At 71.9% G+C, this 16,285-nt stretch carries 13 protein-coding genes; 5 read left to right on the top strand and 8 right to left on the bottom strand.

The window, feature by feature from the left end; translation table 11 throughout:
• Positions 1-360 precede the first annotated feature (360 nt).
• Positions 361-1,239, top strand: a complete 879-nt coding sequence (locus ACFVYK_RS08810; protein WP_389770347.1) for an NUDIX hydrolase — start codon at positions 361-363, stop codon at positions 1,237-1,239.
• Between the two features lie 364 nt (positions 1,240-1,603).
• Complete coding sequence (locus ACFVYK_RS08805) at positions 1,604-2,434, top strand: MBL fold metallo-hydrolase (RefSeq protein ID WP_389770345.1); 831 nt, start codon at positions 1,604-1,606, stop codon at positions 2,432-2,434.
• Positions 2,435-2,472: 38 nt separating this feature from the next.
• On the opposite strand, the gene ACFVYK_RS08800 is transcribed toward ACFVYK_RS08805, so the two are convergent.
• Both ACFVYK_RS08800 and ACFVYK_RS08795 read right to left on the bottom strand, forming a co-directional pair.
• Entirely contained in the window at positions 2,473-3,300 is an 828-nt protein-coding gene (locus ACFVYK_RS08800) for a nucleotidyltransferase domain-containing protein (protein ID WP_389770342.1), read from the bottom strand.
• 191 nt (positions 3,301-3,491) lie between these two features.
• Positions 3,492-4,166, bottom strand: a complete 675-nt coding sequence (locus ACFVYK_RS08795; protein WP_020129286.1) for a Crp/Fnr family transcriptional regulator — start codon at positions 4,164-4,166, stop codon at positions 3,492-3,494.
• A 328-nt stretch (positions 4,167-4,494) separates the two neighbouring features.
• Here ACFVYK_RS08795 and nth point away from each other — a divergent pair, with 328 nt between their 5' ends.
• The 3 genes from nth to ACFVYK_RS08780 all read left to right on the top strand — a co-directional run bounded on the left by nth (position 4,495) and on the right by ACFVYK_RS08780 (position 7,532).
• Entirely contained in the window at positions 4,495-5,433 is a 939-nt protein-coding gene (nth, locus tag ACFVYK_RS08790) for an endonuclease III (protein ID WP_389770340.1), read from the top strand.
• A 190-nt stretch (positions 5,434-5,623) separates the two neighbouring features.
• Complete coding sequence (locus tag ACFVYK_RS08785; protein WP_389770338.1) at positions 5,624-6,319, top strand: NUDIX hydrolase; 696 nt, start codon at positions 5,624-5,626, stop codon at positions 6,317-6,319.
• A 13-nt stretch (positions 6,320-6,332) separates the two neighbouring features.
• Entirely contained in the window at positions 6,333-7,532 is a 1,200-nt protein-coding gene (locus tag ACFVYK_RS08780; RefSeq protein WP_389770335.1) for a MarP family serine protease, read from the top strand.
• Positions 7,533-7,566: 34 nt separating this feature from the next.
• Here the strand turns inward: ACFVYK_RS08780 and ACFVYK_RS08775 are convergent, their stop codons facing one another.
• From ACFVYK_RS08775 to ACFVYK_RS08750, 6 genes are all read right to left on the bottom strand, one after another.
• Positions 7,567-7,749: a hypothetical protein gene (locus ACFVYK_RS08775; protein ID WP_109003321.1), complete on the bottom strand. Its 183-nt coding sequence runs from the start codon at positions 7,747-7,749 to the stop codon at positions 7,567-7,569.
• A 127-nt stretch (positions 7,750-7,876) separates the two neighbouring features.
• Positions 7,877-8,833, bottom strand: a complete 957-nt coding sequence (locus ACFVYK_RS08770) for an alpha/beta fold hydrolase (protein WP_389770331.1) — start codon at positions 8,831-8,833, stop codon at positions 7,877-7,879.
• Positions 8,830-9,318 (bottom strand): phage holin family protein, encoded by a 489-nt coding sequence (locus tag ACFVYK_RS08765; RefSeq protein WP_389770329.1) that lies wholly within the window; start codon positions 9,316-9,318, stop codon positions 8,830-8,832. Before ACFVYK_RS08765 ends, ACFVYK_RS08770 begins: the two co-directional genes overlap by 4 nt.
• A 59-nt stretch (positions 9,319-9,377) precedes the next feature.
• The gene (gene nhaA, locus ACFVYK_RS08760) at positions 9,378-10,844 is read right to left on the bottom strand and encodes a Na+/H+ antiporter NhaA (RefSeq protein ID WP_389770327.1); all 1,467 of its coding nucleotides are present in this window, start codon (positions 10,842-10,844) and stop codon (positions 9,378-9,380) included.
• A gap of 203 nt (positions 10,845-11,047) precedes the next feature.
• On the bottom strand, positions 11,048-13,009 hold the full coding sequence (gene acs, locus ACFVYK_RS08755; RefSeq protein ID WP_389770325.1) for an acetate--CoA ligase: 1,962 nt from the start codon (positions 13,007-13,009) through the stop codon (positions 11,048-11,050).
• A gap of 312 nt (positions 13,010-13,321) precedes the next feature.
• Complete coding sequence (locus ACFVYK_RS08750) at positions 13,322-16,093, bottom strand: SulP family inorganic anion transporter (protein ID WP_389770322.1); 2,772 nt, start codon at positions 16,091-16,093, stop codon at positions 13,322-13,324.
• Positions 16,094-16,285: the final 192 nt, after the last annotated feature.

Here is a 16,285-nt window from a genome sequence, read left to right as displayed (position 1 = left end):
GCAGGAGCACGAGCGCCTCGGGCCGAGGGGAAGCTCACTCGGGGTCGCGGGGAAGCCCGCTCCGGGTGGCGGACGAGCCCGCTCCGGGGCGTGGGCAAGGCCGCTCCGGGTGGTGGGCAAGCCCGCTCCGGGGTCTGGGCAAGCCCGCTCCGGGGTGTGGGCAAGCTCACTCCGGGGGCGTGGGGAAGGCTCTTTCAGGCCGTGTGAGCCCCCGGAGCCCGCCGAAGGGCCGCGGGCGCGTTCCGCGGCCCTACCCGGGCTCCCTGGAGGCCCTCCCGGCACGTCGCGGGCGTCGCGCGGACGTGCCCTGACCTCGGGGACCTCTCGAACATTCGCGCGCCACGGGATAGCCTCGCGCCCATGGCGAATGGGCAGTGGTTCCCCGAGGACTGGCCGGAACGCATCCGCGCGCTGGCGGACGGCACGCTCACTCCGGTCGCCCCCAAACGCGCGGCCACCGTCATGCTCCTGAAGGACACCGACGGCGGTCCTGTCGTCCACATGCTGCGCAGACGCGCCTCCATGGCCTTCGCCGCGGGCGCGTACGCCTATCCCGGCGGCGGTGTCGACCCGCGCGACGACGACCGGCACGTCCGCTGGGCGGGCCCCACGCGCGCGTGGTGGGCCGAGCGGCTGGGCGTCGACGAGACGGCGGCCCAGGCGATCGTCTGCGCGGCCGTGCGCGAGACGTACGAGGAGGCCGGCGTCCTGCTCGCGGGGCCGACCCCGAACTCCGTGGTCAGCGACATCACGGGCGCGGACTGGGAGGCCGACCGGGCCGCGGTGGCCGCCCGCGACCTGTCCTTCGCCGAGTTCCTCGACCGGCGCGGCCTGGTGCTGCGCTCCGACCTCCTCGGCGCCTGGACGCGCTGGATCACTCCCGAGTTCGAGCCCCGGCGCTACGACACGTGGTTCTTCGTGGCCGCGCTGCCCGAGGGCCAGCGCACCCGCAACGCGTCCACGGAGGCCGATCGCACCGTGTGGATCCGCCCGACGGACGCGGCGGCCTCGTACGACGAGGGCGAGCTGTTGATGATGCCGCCCACCATCGCGACGCTGCGCCGGCTGGTCCCGTACGCGACGGCGGCGCAGGCGCTCGCCGCGGCCCCCGAGCGCGACCTCAGTCCGGTGCTGGCGCAGGCCCGCCTGGAGGACGGCGCGGTCGTGCTGTCCTGGCCGGGACACGACGAGTTCACCAAGCACATCCCGACCGCCGCGACGGGCGGTGGCCCCGCATGACGTGCCGGAGCACGCCTGCCGCCCCGGCCCCGGACCGCCGGGCCGTTCAAAACCGCGAACCCGGCCCGGACCGCCGACCGGGTTGGGATCACCATCCCGGTCCTGACCGCAGCCTCGGCCCGGACCGTCGCCCCGGTTCGGACCGCCGCCTCGGTCTCGGCCGCCGGTGCCGCCTGGACCGCCAGTGCCGCCTCGGCCCGGACCGTCGCCCCCGTTCGGACCACCGCCTCGGTCTCGGCCGCCGGTGCCGCCTGGACCGCCAGTGCCGCCTCGTCCCGGACCGCCGTCTCGGCCTCGACCGGCGACGGGACGCTCCCTACCGCCCCACGACAGTCCGGCGACGCCCGACGGAAGGCTCACTCGCATGACCGACGCAGTCGCCCTCCCCGGCCAGCCGCGAGGCGGGGTCCTCTCGGGACCCGCCACCCCGCGCGCGGTCAACGTGCTCGCGCCGAACGCGTCCGCGATGACCCTGGACGGCACGAACACCTGGATCGTCGCCGAGCCGGACTCCGAGCTGGCGGTCGTGATCGATCCGGGCCCGCTGGACGAGCGTCATCTGCGCGCGGTCGTCGACACCGCCGAGCGGGCCGGCAAGCGCGTCGCCCTGACCCTGCTGACGCACGGCCACCCCGACCACGCCGAGGGCGCCGTCCGCTTCGCCGGGCTGACCGGCACGAAGGTGCGGGCCCTGGACCCGGCGGTGCGGCTGGGGGAGGAAGGCCTGGCCGCCGGGGAAGTGATCACCGTGGGCGGTCTGGAGCTGCGCGTCGTGCCGACGCCCGGACACACCGCCGACTCGCTCTGCTTCCATCTCCCGGCGGACCGGGCCGTGCTGACGGGCGACACGATCCTCGGCCGTGGCACGACCGTCGTCGCACATCCTGACGGCCGCCTGGGCGACTATCTGGACTCCCTGCGGCGGTTGAGGTCCCTCACGGTCGACGACGGCGTGCACACCGTCCTGCCGGGCCACGGACCGGTCCTGGAGGACGCCCAGGGAGCCGTCGAGTTCTATCTGGCCCATCGCGCCCACCGCCTCGCCCAGGTCGAGACGGCCGTCGAGAACGGTTACGGCGATCCTGCCGAGGTCGTCGCGCATGTGTACGCCGACGTCGACCGCTCCCTCTGGCCGGCCGCGGAGCTGTCGGTGCGGGCTCAGCTGGAGTACCTGACGGAGCACGGGCTCATCTAGGGCCGCCCGGCCCCAGCCCGCCCCCGTCCGGCCCTGTCCTAGGCGTCCTCGGGCCTCGGGGCCTTCACCCCGTGCACGCGGGCGTACTCGTCGGCGAGCCAGGGGCCGAGGTCCTGCAGGTAGGAGGAGAGGATCGCGCGATCGCCCCTCGGTCCGTACCCGAGGACGGCCGCCGCCCGCAACTGCTCCGCGCGCGTGGGGTAGTACGCGGCGAACGCGTCCGCCATCTCGTGCAGGTCGCTCGTCCAGCCGTTCCAGCGGGGCAGGACGAGGGTGAACGCCGTGCGCACGAGGTGCCGGGACATGAACCGCACGAGAGGCCGCAGGGCCGCCTCGGAGTCGTCCGCCGAGGCGACGCGGTCGCGCCAGCGCGGCAGGAGCCGGGCGAGGTCGCCGTTCGTCTCGCGCGCGAGCAACGAGTCGGGACGGTAGCGGGGCAGGCGTTCGGCGAGGTCCTCGCCGAGGAGCGGGGTGCACAGACAGGCGACGAAGAATCCCAGATCGTGCGTCTCCAGATCGCTCAGCAGGCGCGTACGGCTGTAGAGAAGCGTCCCGCCGCCGTCGATCTGTGGGAAGGCGTCGTCGAGGCCCTCGATCAGGGCTCGGGCCGCGGCCCGGTCCGCCTCGGTGGGCTCTTCGCGCAGCGCGACGAGCAGGTCCACGTCGCTGCGGCCCACGCGCGCGGTGCCGCGGGGAATCGAACCGTTGACGTACGCGCTGTGCAGGCGCGGCCCGAAGAGGTCCCGGATGCGCTCCCGGGCCGCCGCGACGACCGGCTGGAATTCATGCCTCACGCGCGCGAGGGAGCCCTCGCGGGCGATGTGTCCCTGGGCGTCGAGCCCTCGGGAGGGGACCGCTTCAGTCATGGGTGCAGTGTGCCGTCCGGCCCGTCCGGCCCGTCCGGGGATCGAGGCCGAGGCCGCCGTCCGGACTCGGGAGAACGACGACGCCCATGACGCCCGCAAGGCCCTCAGGGGCCGAGGCGGGGATCCGGGGGCCGCAGCCCCCGGAGACGGTCCCACCGATCGACGTCACTCCTCGCAACGGTGGCCGGCTGTTAGCGCGACCGCTTGGCCAGCCGCTCCACGTCCAGCAGGATGACGGCCCGCGCCTCCAGGCGCAGCCAGCCGCGCTGGGCGAAGTCGGCCAGTGCCTTGTTCACGGTCTCGCGCGACGCGCCGACGAGCTGGGCCAGCTCCTCCTGCGTCAGGTCGTGGACGACGTGGATGCCCTCCTCGGACTGCACGCCGAAGCGGCGCGAGAGGTCCAGCAGAGCGCGGGCCACGCGGCCGGGGACGTCGGAGAAGACCAGGTCGGACATGGCGTCGTTGGTCTTGCGCAGGCGCCGTGCGACGGCACGCAGCAGCGCGGTGGCCACCTCGGGGCGGGCGTTCAGCCACGGCTGGAGGTCGCCGTGGCCGAGACCGAGGAGCTTGACCTCGGTGAGGGCGGTGGCGGTGGCCGTGCGCGGACCCGGGTCGAAGAGGGACAGCTCTCCGATCAACTCGCTCGGGCCCACCACGGCCAGCATGTTCTCCCGGCCGTCCGGGGACGTGCGGTGGAGCTTGACCTTGCCCTCGGTGACGACGTAGAGCCGGTCACCGGGGTCGCCTTCGTGGAACAGGGAGTCGCCACGGGCCAGGGTCACCTCGCTCATGGAGGCGCGCAGTTCGGCGGCCTGCTCGTCGTCGAGGGCCGCGAAGAGCGGGTTGCGCCGCAGGACGTCGTCCACGAGTTCTCTCCTTGTCGACCTGCTCAGGGGATCTTGCTCCCCGCGTACCAGGGGTCCGTGTTCCCCATTTTGCCGGGCGGTCCAAACAGTGTGATCTGTCACAAGGATGCCGCACACATGTCCTGGGGTAAGCGGCAGGGGTCCAATTGGGGGCCGATCTTCGGGGTCCGGGGCGGATGTCGGTGTCGGGCTTTAGGCTGGCCGAGTGTCCAAAACGCCGGTGAGAGCACAGGCCGAGGGGGCTGGGCGGGTGGTTGCACGTCGTGTTTCCGCTGTGGGCGAACAGGCCTCCGGTGGTGGTAGGAAAACCGCAAAGGTGACAAACGAGATGCCTGCGAAGAAAGCGGCCGAAGCCCAGGAGACCGCGGCCGGGAAAACCGCCGTCGAGAAGGTCGCCGAGAAGCCCCCGGTCACGACGACCGCCGCCCGGAAGGGCGTCGCCAAAAAGGCTGTCGCCAAGAAGCCGGCTGCCGCGGAAGTCCCCGCCGGGAAGCCGGAGTCGCGCACCGCTCTCGTGCGCCGCGCCCGCCGCATCAACCGTGAGCTCGCCGAGGTCTACCCCTACGCCCACCCCGAACTCGACTTCGAGAACCCCTTCCAGCTGGTGATCGCCACGGTCCTGTCCGCGCAGACCACCGACCTGCGGGTGAACCAGACGACCCCCGCCCTCTTCGCCGAGTACCCCACCCCCGAGGACCTGGCGGCCGCGGACCCGGAGAGGGTCGAGGAGATCCTGCGCCCCACCGGTTTCTTCCGGGCCAAGACCAGGTCGGTGATAGGCCTCTCCAAGGCCCTGGTCGAGGAGTTCGGCGGCGAGGTCCCCGGCCGGCTGGAAGACCTCGTGAAGCTGCCCGGCGTCGGCCGCAAGACCGCTTTCGTGGTGCTGGGCAACGCGTTCGGCCGGCCCGGCATCACCGTGGACACCCACTTCCAGCGGCTCGTGCGGCGCTGGCGCTGGACCGAGGAGACCGAGCCCGACAAGATCGAGGCCGCCGTCGGCGCGCTCTTCCCGAAGAACGAGTGGACGATGCTCTCGCACCACGTGATCTTCCACGGCCGCCGCATCTGCCACGCGCGCAAGCCGGCCTGCGGCGCCTGCCCCATCGCACCGCTCTGCCCGGCCTACGGCGAGGGCGAGACGGACCCCGAGAAGGCGAAGAAGCTCCTGAAGTACGAGAAGGGCGGCTTCCCCGGCCAGCGCCTGAACCCGCCCCAGTCGTATCTGGACGCGGGCGGCCGCCCGGCCCCGCCGCTGGGCGCCGGATGACGGCGGGACGGCCGGGGGCAGGACCGGCAGCGCTTCCGAGCCGCCGCCGGACGGACGGCGCGGGTGACGGCGGGAGCCCCGGGCCGGGCGGTCGCGGCGGAGCGGGCGGTGTCGGCGAACGCGGGGCGGCAGGCGGAACGATCTGTCGGTGTCGGGGCGTTGTACTCGGCAGAACGGGGGGTGGTGTGAGGTGAAGCGCACGAGTGGTACCCAGGGCGGGCCGGTGACGCTCAGCAAGGAGGGCCTGCCCACCTGGCTGGACCCGGTGGCGCACGCGGTGGAGACCGTCCGGCCGCGCCAGCTCAGCCGCTTCCTGCCGCCGGAGAACGGCGACGGGCGCCAGTCGGCCGTCCTGATCCTGTTCGGCGAGGGCGAGCGCGGCCCCGAGCTGCTGCTCATGGAGCGCGCCAGCTCCCTGCGCTCCCACGCGGGCCAGCCCTCCTTCCCGGGCGGCGCCCTGGACCCGGAGGACGGCGACCCGCACGGGGACGGGCCGCTCAGGGCGGCCCTGCGCGAGGCCGAGGAGGAGACCGGCCTCGATCCGTCCGGCGTCCAGCTCTTCGGCGCGCTGCCCAAGCTGTACATCCCGGTCAGCGGGTTCGTCGTGACGCCGGTCCTGGGCTGGTGGCGCGAGCCGAGCCCGGTGGGCGTCGTCGATCCAGGTGAGACGGCCCGCGTCTTCACGGTTCCCGTGGCGGATCTCACGGATCCGGCCAACCGGGCCACGACCGTGCATCCCAGCGGTCACCGCGGCCCGGCATTCCTGGTCGAATCCGCCCTTGTGTGGGGGTTCACGGCCGGTGTCATCGACCGCCTGCTGCATTTCGCGGGCTGGGAGCTCCCCTGGGACCGGGAGAAGCAGGTCCCGCTCGACTGGCGGTCATGACAGGGTGATCCCCGTGAATGTGCTGGACATCCTGCTGCTGGTCGCTGCCGTCTGGTTCGCGGTCGTGGGCTATCGCCAGGGCTTCGTCGTCGGCATCCTGTCGGTGATCGGCTTTCTGGGCGGCGGTCTCGTCGCCGTCTACCTGCTGCCCGTGATCTGGGACGCGCTGACCGAGAACTCCGAGGTGAGCACCACGGCCGCCGTCGTCGCGGTCATCGTGGTGATCGTCTGCGCCTCGGTCGGGCAGGCCCTCACCACCCACCTCGGCAACAAGCTGCGCCGGTACATCACCTGGTCCCCGGCCCGGGCGCTGGACGCCACGGGCGGCGCGCTGGTCAACGTGGGCGCGATGCTGCTGGTCGCGTGGCTGATCGGGTCCGCCCTCGCCGGCACCACCCTGCCGACGCTGGGCAAGGAGGTGCGCAGCTCCAACGTGCTGCAGGGGGTGTCCCGGGCGTTGCCCGCGCAGGCCGACACCTGGTTCGCCGACTTCTCCTCCGTCCTGGCGCAGAACGGCTTCCCCCAGGTCTTCAGCCCGTTCTCCAACGAGCCGATCACGGATGTCCAGCCGCCCGACCCGGCGCTGGCCAGGAGCGCGGTGGCCACGCGCGCGCAGCGCTCGATCGTCAAGGTCATGGGCACCGCGGAGAGCTGTGGCAAGGTCCTGGAGGGCACCGGCTTCGTCTTCGGCGAGCGCCGGGTCATGACCAACGCGCATGTCGTGGGCGGTGTCGACGAGCCGACCGTCCAGATAGGCGGCCAGGGCCGCAAGTACGACGCCACCGTCGTCCTGTACGACTGGAAGCGCGACATCGCCGTCCTCGACGTGCCCGAACTCGACGCGCCCGCGCTGCGGTTCTCCACCGACGACGCGGCGAGCGGCGACAGCGCGATCGTGGCCGGCTTCCCGGAGAACGGGTCGTATGACGTGCGGGCCGCGCGGCTACGCGGTCGCATCACCGCCAACGGTCCGGACATCTACCACCGCGGCACCGTGCGCCGTGACGTGTACTCGCTGTACGCGACGGTCCGTCAGGGCAACTCGGGCGGACCCCTGCTGACTCCCCAGGGCCAGGTGTACGGCGTGGTCTTCGCGAAGTCGCTCGACGACGCCCAGACCGGCTACGCGCTCACCGCCGACGAGATCCGGCAGGACATCACCGCCGGACGGACGGCCGGCCAGCAGGTGGACAGCGACAGCTGCGCCCCGTGAGCGGTTTCGCGCGGGCCCTGAGCCGTTCGGGGGATCAGCCTCGCGGGTGACGCAGGCGGACCGAGACCCAGCGGGCACGGCGACGCAGGATGCGCGGGATCCCCACGCGCAGATCGGTACCCGGCAGCTGCGGGTCGGCACCTCGCTGGTGGGGGCTCAGGCCACTGGCCGAGCGGCGGGTGCGTGCTGCGTCACTGTAGTCGTGCGTCCAGCCCATACCCGGACGTCTGCCCCTGCCCCAAGGTCGATAACCGCCCTCGGGGCCGCCAATTGGCCTATGCGCCGGGCATTTGGCCGTTCGTCGTACAGGGGTTCACGTCCGGATACCGGGCGCGATCGATCTGTCACCGATCAGGTTCGGGATCCTTCAGCCAATTGACCAGTTCGGTGGAGAAAGCGACCGGATCCTCTTCGTGCGGGAAGTGTCCGAGGCCGTCGAACAGCCGCCAGCGGTACGGCGCTTCGACGTACTCGCCGGAGCCGGCCGCGCTGCGGGTGCGCATGACCGGATCGAGGGAGCCGTGCAGATGCAACGTGGGCACCCGCACGGGCCGCTTCATGCGCCGGTAGAACTGGACGCCGTCCGGACGGGCCAGGGAGCGCACCAGCCAGCGGTACGGCTCGACGGCGCAGTGCGCGGTGGAGGGGATGCACATCGCGCGCCGGTACCTCTCGACCGCCTCGTCCTCCGGGAGGGTCGGCCCCGACCAGTCCCGGATCAGCCGGCCCACCAGCTCCCCGTCGTCGGCGGTGAGCCGGCGTTCGGGAATCCACGGCCGCTGGAAGCCCCAGATGTGGGAACTCGCGGAGGTCTGACGGACGTCGGCGAGCATCGCCGAGCGCCAGCGCCGGGGATGCGGCATGGAGGCGACGGCGAGGCGGCGGACGAGCTTGGGGCGCATCACGGCCGCCGTCCACGCCAGGTAGCCGCCGAGGTCGTGGCCGACCAGCGCGGCGTCCGGCTCCCCCAGGGAGCGGATCACGCCCGTGATGTCCAGAGCGAGGTTGGCCGGGTCGTACCCGCGGGGCGTGCGGTCGCTGCCGCCCACGCCCCGCAGGTCCATGGCGACGGCCCGGAAGCCCGCGTCGGCCAGGGCCACCAGTTGGTGCCGCCACGTCCACCAGAACTGCGGAAAACCGTGGACGAGCATGACCAGCGGCCCGTCGCCCAGCTCCGCGATGTGGAACCGGGCGCCGTTCGCGGCGACCTCACGGTGGATGACCCGCTCTCCGAGGACGGCGTCCGGCCGTACGACCGAAGCGGGCGGGGCCGGGGGTGTGGTGCCGTCGGGGTCCGTCATGACGATGAGCGTGCCACAGCCTCGATGGCCTCCGGGACCCGGTCCTGCGCGAGTTCGGGTCGCGGGTGCGGCTTGGCGTTCTGCAGGACGCCCGCCGACTCCTTCACCGACGCGGCGACCTTCTGCGGGCCCTTGCTCCTCTGCGCCTTCTTCGCGAAGACCACGCCGATCAGCGCGAGAACGAGCGCGACCAGCACGTTCGCCGCGAAGGACAGCACGAAGCAGATGGCGAGGTTCCAGTCGCTCCAGGTCCGGATGCCGTACGCCAGGGCGAAGTTCAGCATCGGCAGCGAGAACAGCAGCACGGCGCCGGCCACCGAGAAGGCGCCGCCGCTCACCGCGCCGCGCTTGACGTCCTGCTTCAGCTGGGCCTTCGCCAGCGCGATCTCGTCGTGCACCAGCGCCGACAACTCGGTCGTCGCGGAGGCGAACAGCTGGCCGATGCTGCGTTCGGCGCCGACCGGGCTGCCGTCGGGTGCGCTCATCGCGTTCTCCTTCTCCTGCTGCTCTGTGTTTCCGACTTCTTTTGTACCGTCCCGTCAGATCATGCCGGACGGTCGTCGTCCTCGCCTGCCCCGCCCGGCACTTCGGCAAGTCCGTCCCGCGCGGCTTCGTCCTCCCGGGCGAGCCGTCGGGTGATCTCCTCGGCGATCCGGCGGTGCTCCGCGGCCTTGCCGGCGTGGATGTCCGCCATGCGCAGGTGGTATGCCGGGTCGTCCTGCTCGTAGACGTCAGGGATGCCGTCGAGGTCCTCGTCGCGCTCCTCCGTCTCGCACATCCGGCGGTACGCGGCGTTGCGCAGCTTCAGCAGAACCGTCGCCAGGAGCGCCGCGATCACCGAGCCCAGCAGGACGGCGGCCTTGGCCTCGTCGGTGAGGACCGCGTCGCCCTCGAAGGCGAGCTCCCCGATCAGCAGCGAGACGGTGAAACCGATGCCGGCGAGCGACGCGACGGCGAAGACGTCCGCCCAGACGAGGTCCTCGCTGAGCGAGGCACGGGTGAAACGGGCGGTCAGCCAGGTGCCGCCGAAGATGCCGACCGTCTTGCCGACGACGAGACCGAGGACGACGCCCAGCGTCTCCGGCCTGCCGAACACGTCCACGAGGGCATGGCCCGAGAGCGTCACACCGGCGCTGAACAGGGCGAACAACGGGACCGCGAGACCCGCGGAGACCGGCCGCACGAGATGTTCGATGCGCTCGCCGGGGGAGCGCTCCTCGCCGTCGCGCGTCGTGCAGCGCAGCATCAGGCCCATCGCGACGCCGGCGATCGTGGCATGCACACCGCTGTTGTACATCAGCCCCCAGATGACGAGCGCGAGCGGCACATAGACGTACCAGCCGCGCACGCCCTTGCGCAGCAGCGCCCAGAACACGCCGAGCCCGACGACCGCGCCGGCCAGCGCCGCGAAGTCGATGGTGCTCGTGAAGAAGACCGCGATGATGAGAATGGCGAACAGGTCGTCGACGACGGCGAGGGTGAGCAGGAAGGCGCGCAGAGCACTCGGCAACGACGTGCCGATGACGGCGAGCACGGCGAGGGCGAACGCGATGTCGGTCGCCGTGGGAACGGCCCAGCCCGCCAGGGATCCGCCGCCGGCAAGGTTGGTGAGCGTGTAGACGAGCGCGGGCACGGCCATCCCGCACAGCGCGGCCACCACGGGGAGCGCGGCTGCCTTGGGGTCCTTCAGGTCGCCCGCGACGAGTTCGCGCTTGAGCTCGATGCCGGCGACGAAGAAGAAGACGGCGAGCAGTCCGTCGGCCGCCCAGTGGGCGACGGACAGGTGCAGCCCGAGCGCGGCGGGGCCGAGGTGGTAGTGGCTGACGCTCTCGTAGCTGTCGTGCAGCGCCGGTACGTTCGCCCAGATCAGCGCCGCGACGGCGGCGACGAGGAGCAGCACGCCGCCGACGGTCTCGGTGCGCAGCGCCTCCGCGACGAAGTTCCGTTCGGGCAGCGAGAGCCGTCCGAGGACGCTGCGGGGTGTGGGGGGCGGGGTGTGGGGCGCGGTCACGGCGGCGGCCTCCGGTCGGTGGGCAGGGCGGAGCGACTTGCCGACCAGACTTCCCGGCGCACCATGAGGGTCACGTTGTTTTGTTTAGTTTACCTAAGAGGCAGCCCGCGGCGTCGAGCGCCCTTCGGTGTCCGGCACCTTTCACGGTAGGGGCAAAAAGGGCGCCCTGCCGCTTCACGCAGGGCGCCCTTCCGGCAGGGAGCTCAGTCCTCGCTCGGGGACGCCGGCAGCTTCGCCTGGATGAGGTCCATGACCGTGGAGTCGGTCAGGGTGGTGACATCGCCCAGTTGGCGGTTCTCCGCCACATCGCGCAGCAGCCGTCGCATGATCTTGCCGGAGCGCGTCTTCGGCAGCTCGGCGACCGGCAGGATCCGCTTCGGCTTGGCGATCGGACCCAGCGTCGCCCCGACGTGGTTGCGCAGGTCGGCGACGAGCTTGTCGTCCTCGGCGTTCGCCGTGCCGCGCAGGATCACGAACGCGACGATGGCCTGTCCGGTCGTCTCGTCCGCCGCGCCCACGACGGCCGCCTCGGCGACGGACGGGTGGGACACGAGCGCCGACTCGACCTCCGTGGTGGAGATGTTGTGACCCGACACGAGCATGACGTCGTCGACGCGCCCGAGGAGCCAGATGTCCCCGTCGTCGTCCTTCTTCGCTCCGTCGCCGGCGAAGTACTTGCCCTCGAAGCGCGCCCAGTACGTGTCGAGGAACCTCTGGTCGTCACCCCAGATGGTGCGCAGCATCGACGGCCACGGCTCGGTCAGCACCAGGTAGCCGCCACCGCCGTCGGGCACCTCGTTCGCCTCGTCGTCGACGACGGTCGCGCAGATGCCGGGCAGGGGAGTCTGCGCGGAACCCGGCTTCGTCGCCGTCACGCCCGGCAGCGGCGAGATCATCATCGCGCCGGTCTCGGTCTGCCACCAGGTGTCCACCACGGGCGTCCGGTCGGCGCCGATGTGCTTGCGGTACCAGATCCAGGCCTCGGGGTTGATCGGCTCCCCGACCGAGCCCAGCACGCGCAGGCTGCTGAGGTCGAACTTCGCGGGGATGTCGTCGCCCCACTTCATGAACGTGCGGATGGCGGTCGGCGCCGTGTACAGGATCGTGACCCCGTACTTCTGCACGATCTCCCAGAAGCGGCCCTGGTGCGGGGTGTCGGGCGTGCCCTCGTACATGACCTGCGTCGCGCCGTTCGCCAGCGGCCCGTAGACGATGTACGAGTGTCCGGTGACCCAGCCGACGTCGGCGGTGCACCAGTAGACGTCCGTCTCCGGCTTGAGGTCGAAGACCGCGTGGTGCGTGTACGCGGTCTGCGTGAGGTAGCCGCCGGAGGTGTGCAGGATGCCCTTCGGCTTACCCGTGGTGCCCGAGGTGTACAGGATGAACAGCGGGTGCTCGGCCTCGAACGCCTCGGGGGTGTGCTCGGCCGGCTGACGGTCCACCACCTCGTGCCACCAGACGTCCCGGCCCTCGGTCCAGGCGACGTCCTGGCCGGTGCGCCGGACGACGAGCACATGCCGGACGTCGTCCACGCGCGCGACCGCGTCGTCGACGGCCGGCTTCAGCGCGGACGGCTTGCCGCGCCGGTAACCGCCGTCGGACGTGATGACGACCTTGGCGTCCGCGTCCTGGATGCGGGTGGCCAGCGCGTCCGCCGAGAAGCCGCCGAAGACGACGGAGTGCGCGGCGCCGATCCGCGCACAGGCCAGCATCGCGATCGCCGTCTCCGGGATCATCGGCATGTACACCGCGACCCGGTCGCCCTTCTCGACGCCCAGCTCCAGCAGCGCGTTGGCCGCCTTCGACACCTCGTCCTTGAGCTCGGCGTAGGTGAGGGCGCGGCTGTCGCCCGGCTCGCCCTCGAAGTAGATGGCGACGCGCTCGCCGTGTCCGGCCTCCACATGGCGGTCGACGCAGTTGTAGGCGACGTTGAGTTCGCCGTCCTTGAACCACTTGGCGAACGGCGGGTTCGACCAGTCCAGCGTCTCTGTCGGCTCCTTGGCCCAGGTCAGCCGGCGGGCCTGCTCGGCCCAGAAGCCGAGCCTGTCAGCCTTGGCCTGTTCGTACGCCTCCGCCGTGACGTTGGCGTCGGCCGCCAGGTCGGCGGGCGGCGTGAACCTGCGCTCTTCCTTGAGCAGGTTGGAAAGTGAGGGAGACTCGCTCATACGCCACTCTCCTCCCCCGGCAGGTTGGCCAGGCTCTCGTTGCTCACGACATCTCCCTTTCGAAGGGTGTCCGTGTCCGTTGTGTCCCAGGCCACAGCTCATCAGACCCAGGGGTCCGGTGACAAGGCCCGCCGACCAATTGGTTTAGACCTCTGGGCCGGTTCTGTGACCTCGCCGTCCCGTCGCCCGGCGGTCATCCGTACCCACGGACACCGGGGAAACAGAGTTCAGCCGGTGTAACGCCTTTCACATCCGGTGACGGCGCCGGTGTGCCGCCTTCGCCCCTACGCGGGCCGCACACCGGCGCCGGGCTCAGACGGACACGTGGGCCGTCCCCACGTGGTCGAACATCCCGCCACCCCCGGGTGCCTCGGTGAGCAGATACGTCTGGGCCTCACCCACGTGGAAGTAGAGACCGTGCAGCTCCAGGGCCCCCGTCCGCAGAGCCCGGGCGACCGACTCGTGGGCCCGCAGGTGCTCCAACTGCTGGACCACGTTGGTCAGACAGAGCTGCTCGACCTCGTCCGCAGGGGCGCGTCCGGCCAGCCGGGCCCGTGGGCGGCCGACGTCGTGCGACCGCTCCAGGCTCGGCGCCCCGTGCCGCAGCCACCGTCTCAGCGGGGTCCGCGCGTCGCCGGGCTCGGCGGTGAGCAGCGCCTGCATGGCCCCGCACCCCGAGTGCCCGCACACCGTGATGGACCGCACCTCCAGGACGTCCACCGCGTACTCGATCGCGGCCGCCACCGAGTCGTCCCCGCTGTCCTCGCCGGGCGGGGGCACCAGGTTGCCCACATTGCGCACCACGAACAGGTCGCCGGGACCACTGGAAGTGATCATCGAGGTGACCAGCCGTGAGTCGGCGCAGGTGAGGAACAGCTGGGTGGGACGCTGACCCTCCCGGGCCAGCCGCGCGAGCTCGCCCCGGACCAGCGGCGCCGTGTTCCGCTGGAAGGCGCTGATGCCACGCACCAGTTGGTGCCCACTCGGTTCGAGAGCCGCCGTGGTCTGCTCGGTCTTCGCGTTCTCCGCGTTCTCCTTCCTCTTCACCGGTTCTCGTGCCTTGGAGGCGGGTGACGCCTCTGCCGAGGAGACAGCCGCCGCTGTCTCTGCCATGTGTGCCGGGAGCGTCGTGAACGCCCGGCCCGCAGCGGTTGCCGCCTTCGCCGGTGTCGGCCGGCCTGTGGTGCGCGACGGGTTCGTCGCGCCTGTGCCTCTCGTCATCCCTGGCGCAGCCGCGTCCGCAGTGTTCGCCACGTCCGACGCCTCCGCCCCGTCCGACGCCTCCGACGCGTCCGCAGAGTCCGCGGAGTTCGCAGGGTTCGCGGTCTTCGGCGGTCGGGTGGTCGCGGTCGTCGCCTGAGGCACCGCGCACTGGTGGTTGCGCCAGGGCGTCCAGGGGCGACAGCGGCAGTCGGCGATCGGGACGTCACCGGCCCGGGCGGGTTCCAGCCCTGGGGGAGTGGTCGGACCGTCCCCCTCGGATTCCGCGCTGCCGCCCGCTCCCGTTCCGGGATCGACTGGGGAATCGAGTCCCGTGCGGGGGCGGCGGCCGGTCAGCTCGGCCGTGCCGCCCTGCGCGGTGTGGGCCTTCTGCCAGTCCTGCAGTGTCTCGTAGGCGGCGTGATCCATGAAGGAGCCGTCCAACTCCACGACGGCGTGCGTGTGCTGGGGCACGAGGTGCAGGGTGCGGCTGAGACGTGGCACGGCGAGAAACGTCAACTGGCCTCTCACGTGTACGTGGTGGACTCCTTCCTTCTCGTGGTGGGTGATGCGGGTGCGGGTGAGGCGGTGGAGGGCGACGGCCACGGCTACGGCGACGCCGAGCATCACGCCTTCCAGGACGCCGAGGCACACCACGCCGAAGACGGTGACGGCGTACACCGGCACCTCTCGGTGGCGGGTCACCGTGCGAATGTGGTGCAGGGACACCATCTGGATGCCGACGGCCATTACCAGGGCGGCGAGTGAGGCGAGCGGGATGAGATCCAGGATCGGGACCATCAGCAGCGCGGCGATCACTACGAGAACGCCGTGCAGCATCGTGGAGTTCCGGCTCACGGCGCCGGCTTGCACATTCGCCGAACTGCGCACGGCCACGCCCGCCACGGGCAGTCCGCCGAGCGCGCCGGAGACGATGTTGGCCGCGCCCTGACCGAGCAGTTCGCGGTCCAGGTCGGAGCGGCCGACGCGGGTGGCGCGGGTGCCGACCGGGCCGGGGCGGGAGGCGATCAGTTTGTCCACGGCGACCGCGCCGAGCAGTGACTGCACGCTGCAGACCAGCGTGGTGGTGAGGACGGCTGCGGCGAGCCCCAGCGCCGGCCCGGCGGGCAGCCCGGCCAGGGCGTGACTGCTCCAGGACGGCAGGTCGACCTTGGGCAGGGTGAGGCCGGTGAGCGACGCGGTGGCGGTGGCGCCCGTGACGGCGACGAGTGCGGCGGGCACCTTGCGCAGCAGACGGCCGGCCGGGCCGGGGATGCGCGGCCAGAGCAGCAGCAGGGCAAGGGTCAGCAGGCTCACGGCGACGGCCGCGGGTTGCAGGCGGGCCAACTGGGCGGGCAGGGCACGGATGTTGTCGAGGACCGAGCTCTGGGGCGTTCCGCCGAGGACGACGTGCAGCTGGGCGACGGCGATGGTGATGCCGATGCCGGCGAGCATGCCGTGCACGACGGCGGGGCTGACGGCGAGCGCGGTGCGTGCCACGCGCAGGCAGCCGAGGCCCAGTTGGGCCAGCCCGGCGAGGACGGTGATGGCGCACGTCGTCCGCCAGCCGTAGCGGTGGATGAGGTCGGCGGTGACGACCGTCAGGCCCGCTGCGGGGCCACTGACCTGGAGGGGTGAGCCGCCGACCCGTCCGGCGACGATCCCGCCCACGGCAGCGGCGACGAGGCCGGCCTGGAGGGGCGCGCCGGTGGCGAGGGCGATGCCCAGCGACAGGGGCAGTGCGATCAGGAAGACCGCGATCGAGGCGGACACGTCGGCTCCCGCGATGCGGAAGCGTCGGCGCGGCGCGGGTGGGGGGCTGTGGGACTGGACGCGCTCGGTGGGCGTCGGGTGGTCGGTGCGGGTGGGGACGCAGGCGGACATGTTTCCCGTCTCCTCCGGGGCAGCGCGGTCGCGGAACAGGGGTCCCCCGGCTGTGGCGGGGGCGGTCGCGGCCGTGGGTCACGGCGTGCAGCGGCGGGATGAAAAAAATCAACGCTCGGTAAACGAATCGTAATGCAAAGTAAAGGCCAAGCATGGATTTTCCTGGCAAATAGGGCAGTAGATCACCCGCAT

The sequence above is a fragment of the Streptomyces sp. NPDC058291 genome (genome assembly GCF_042880855.1).
Classification (GTDB): Bacteria; Actinomycetota; Actinomycetes; order Streptomycetales; family Streptomycetaceae; genus Streptomyces.
The sequence above is the reverse complement of the archived record's forward strand: the minus strand, read 5'-3'. Positions and strand labels throughout refer to the sequence as shown.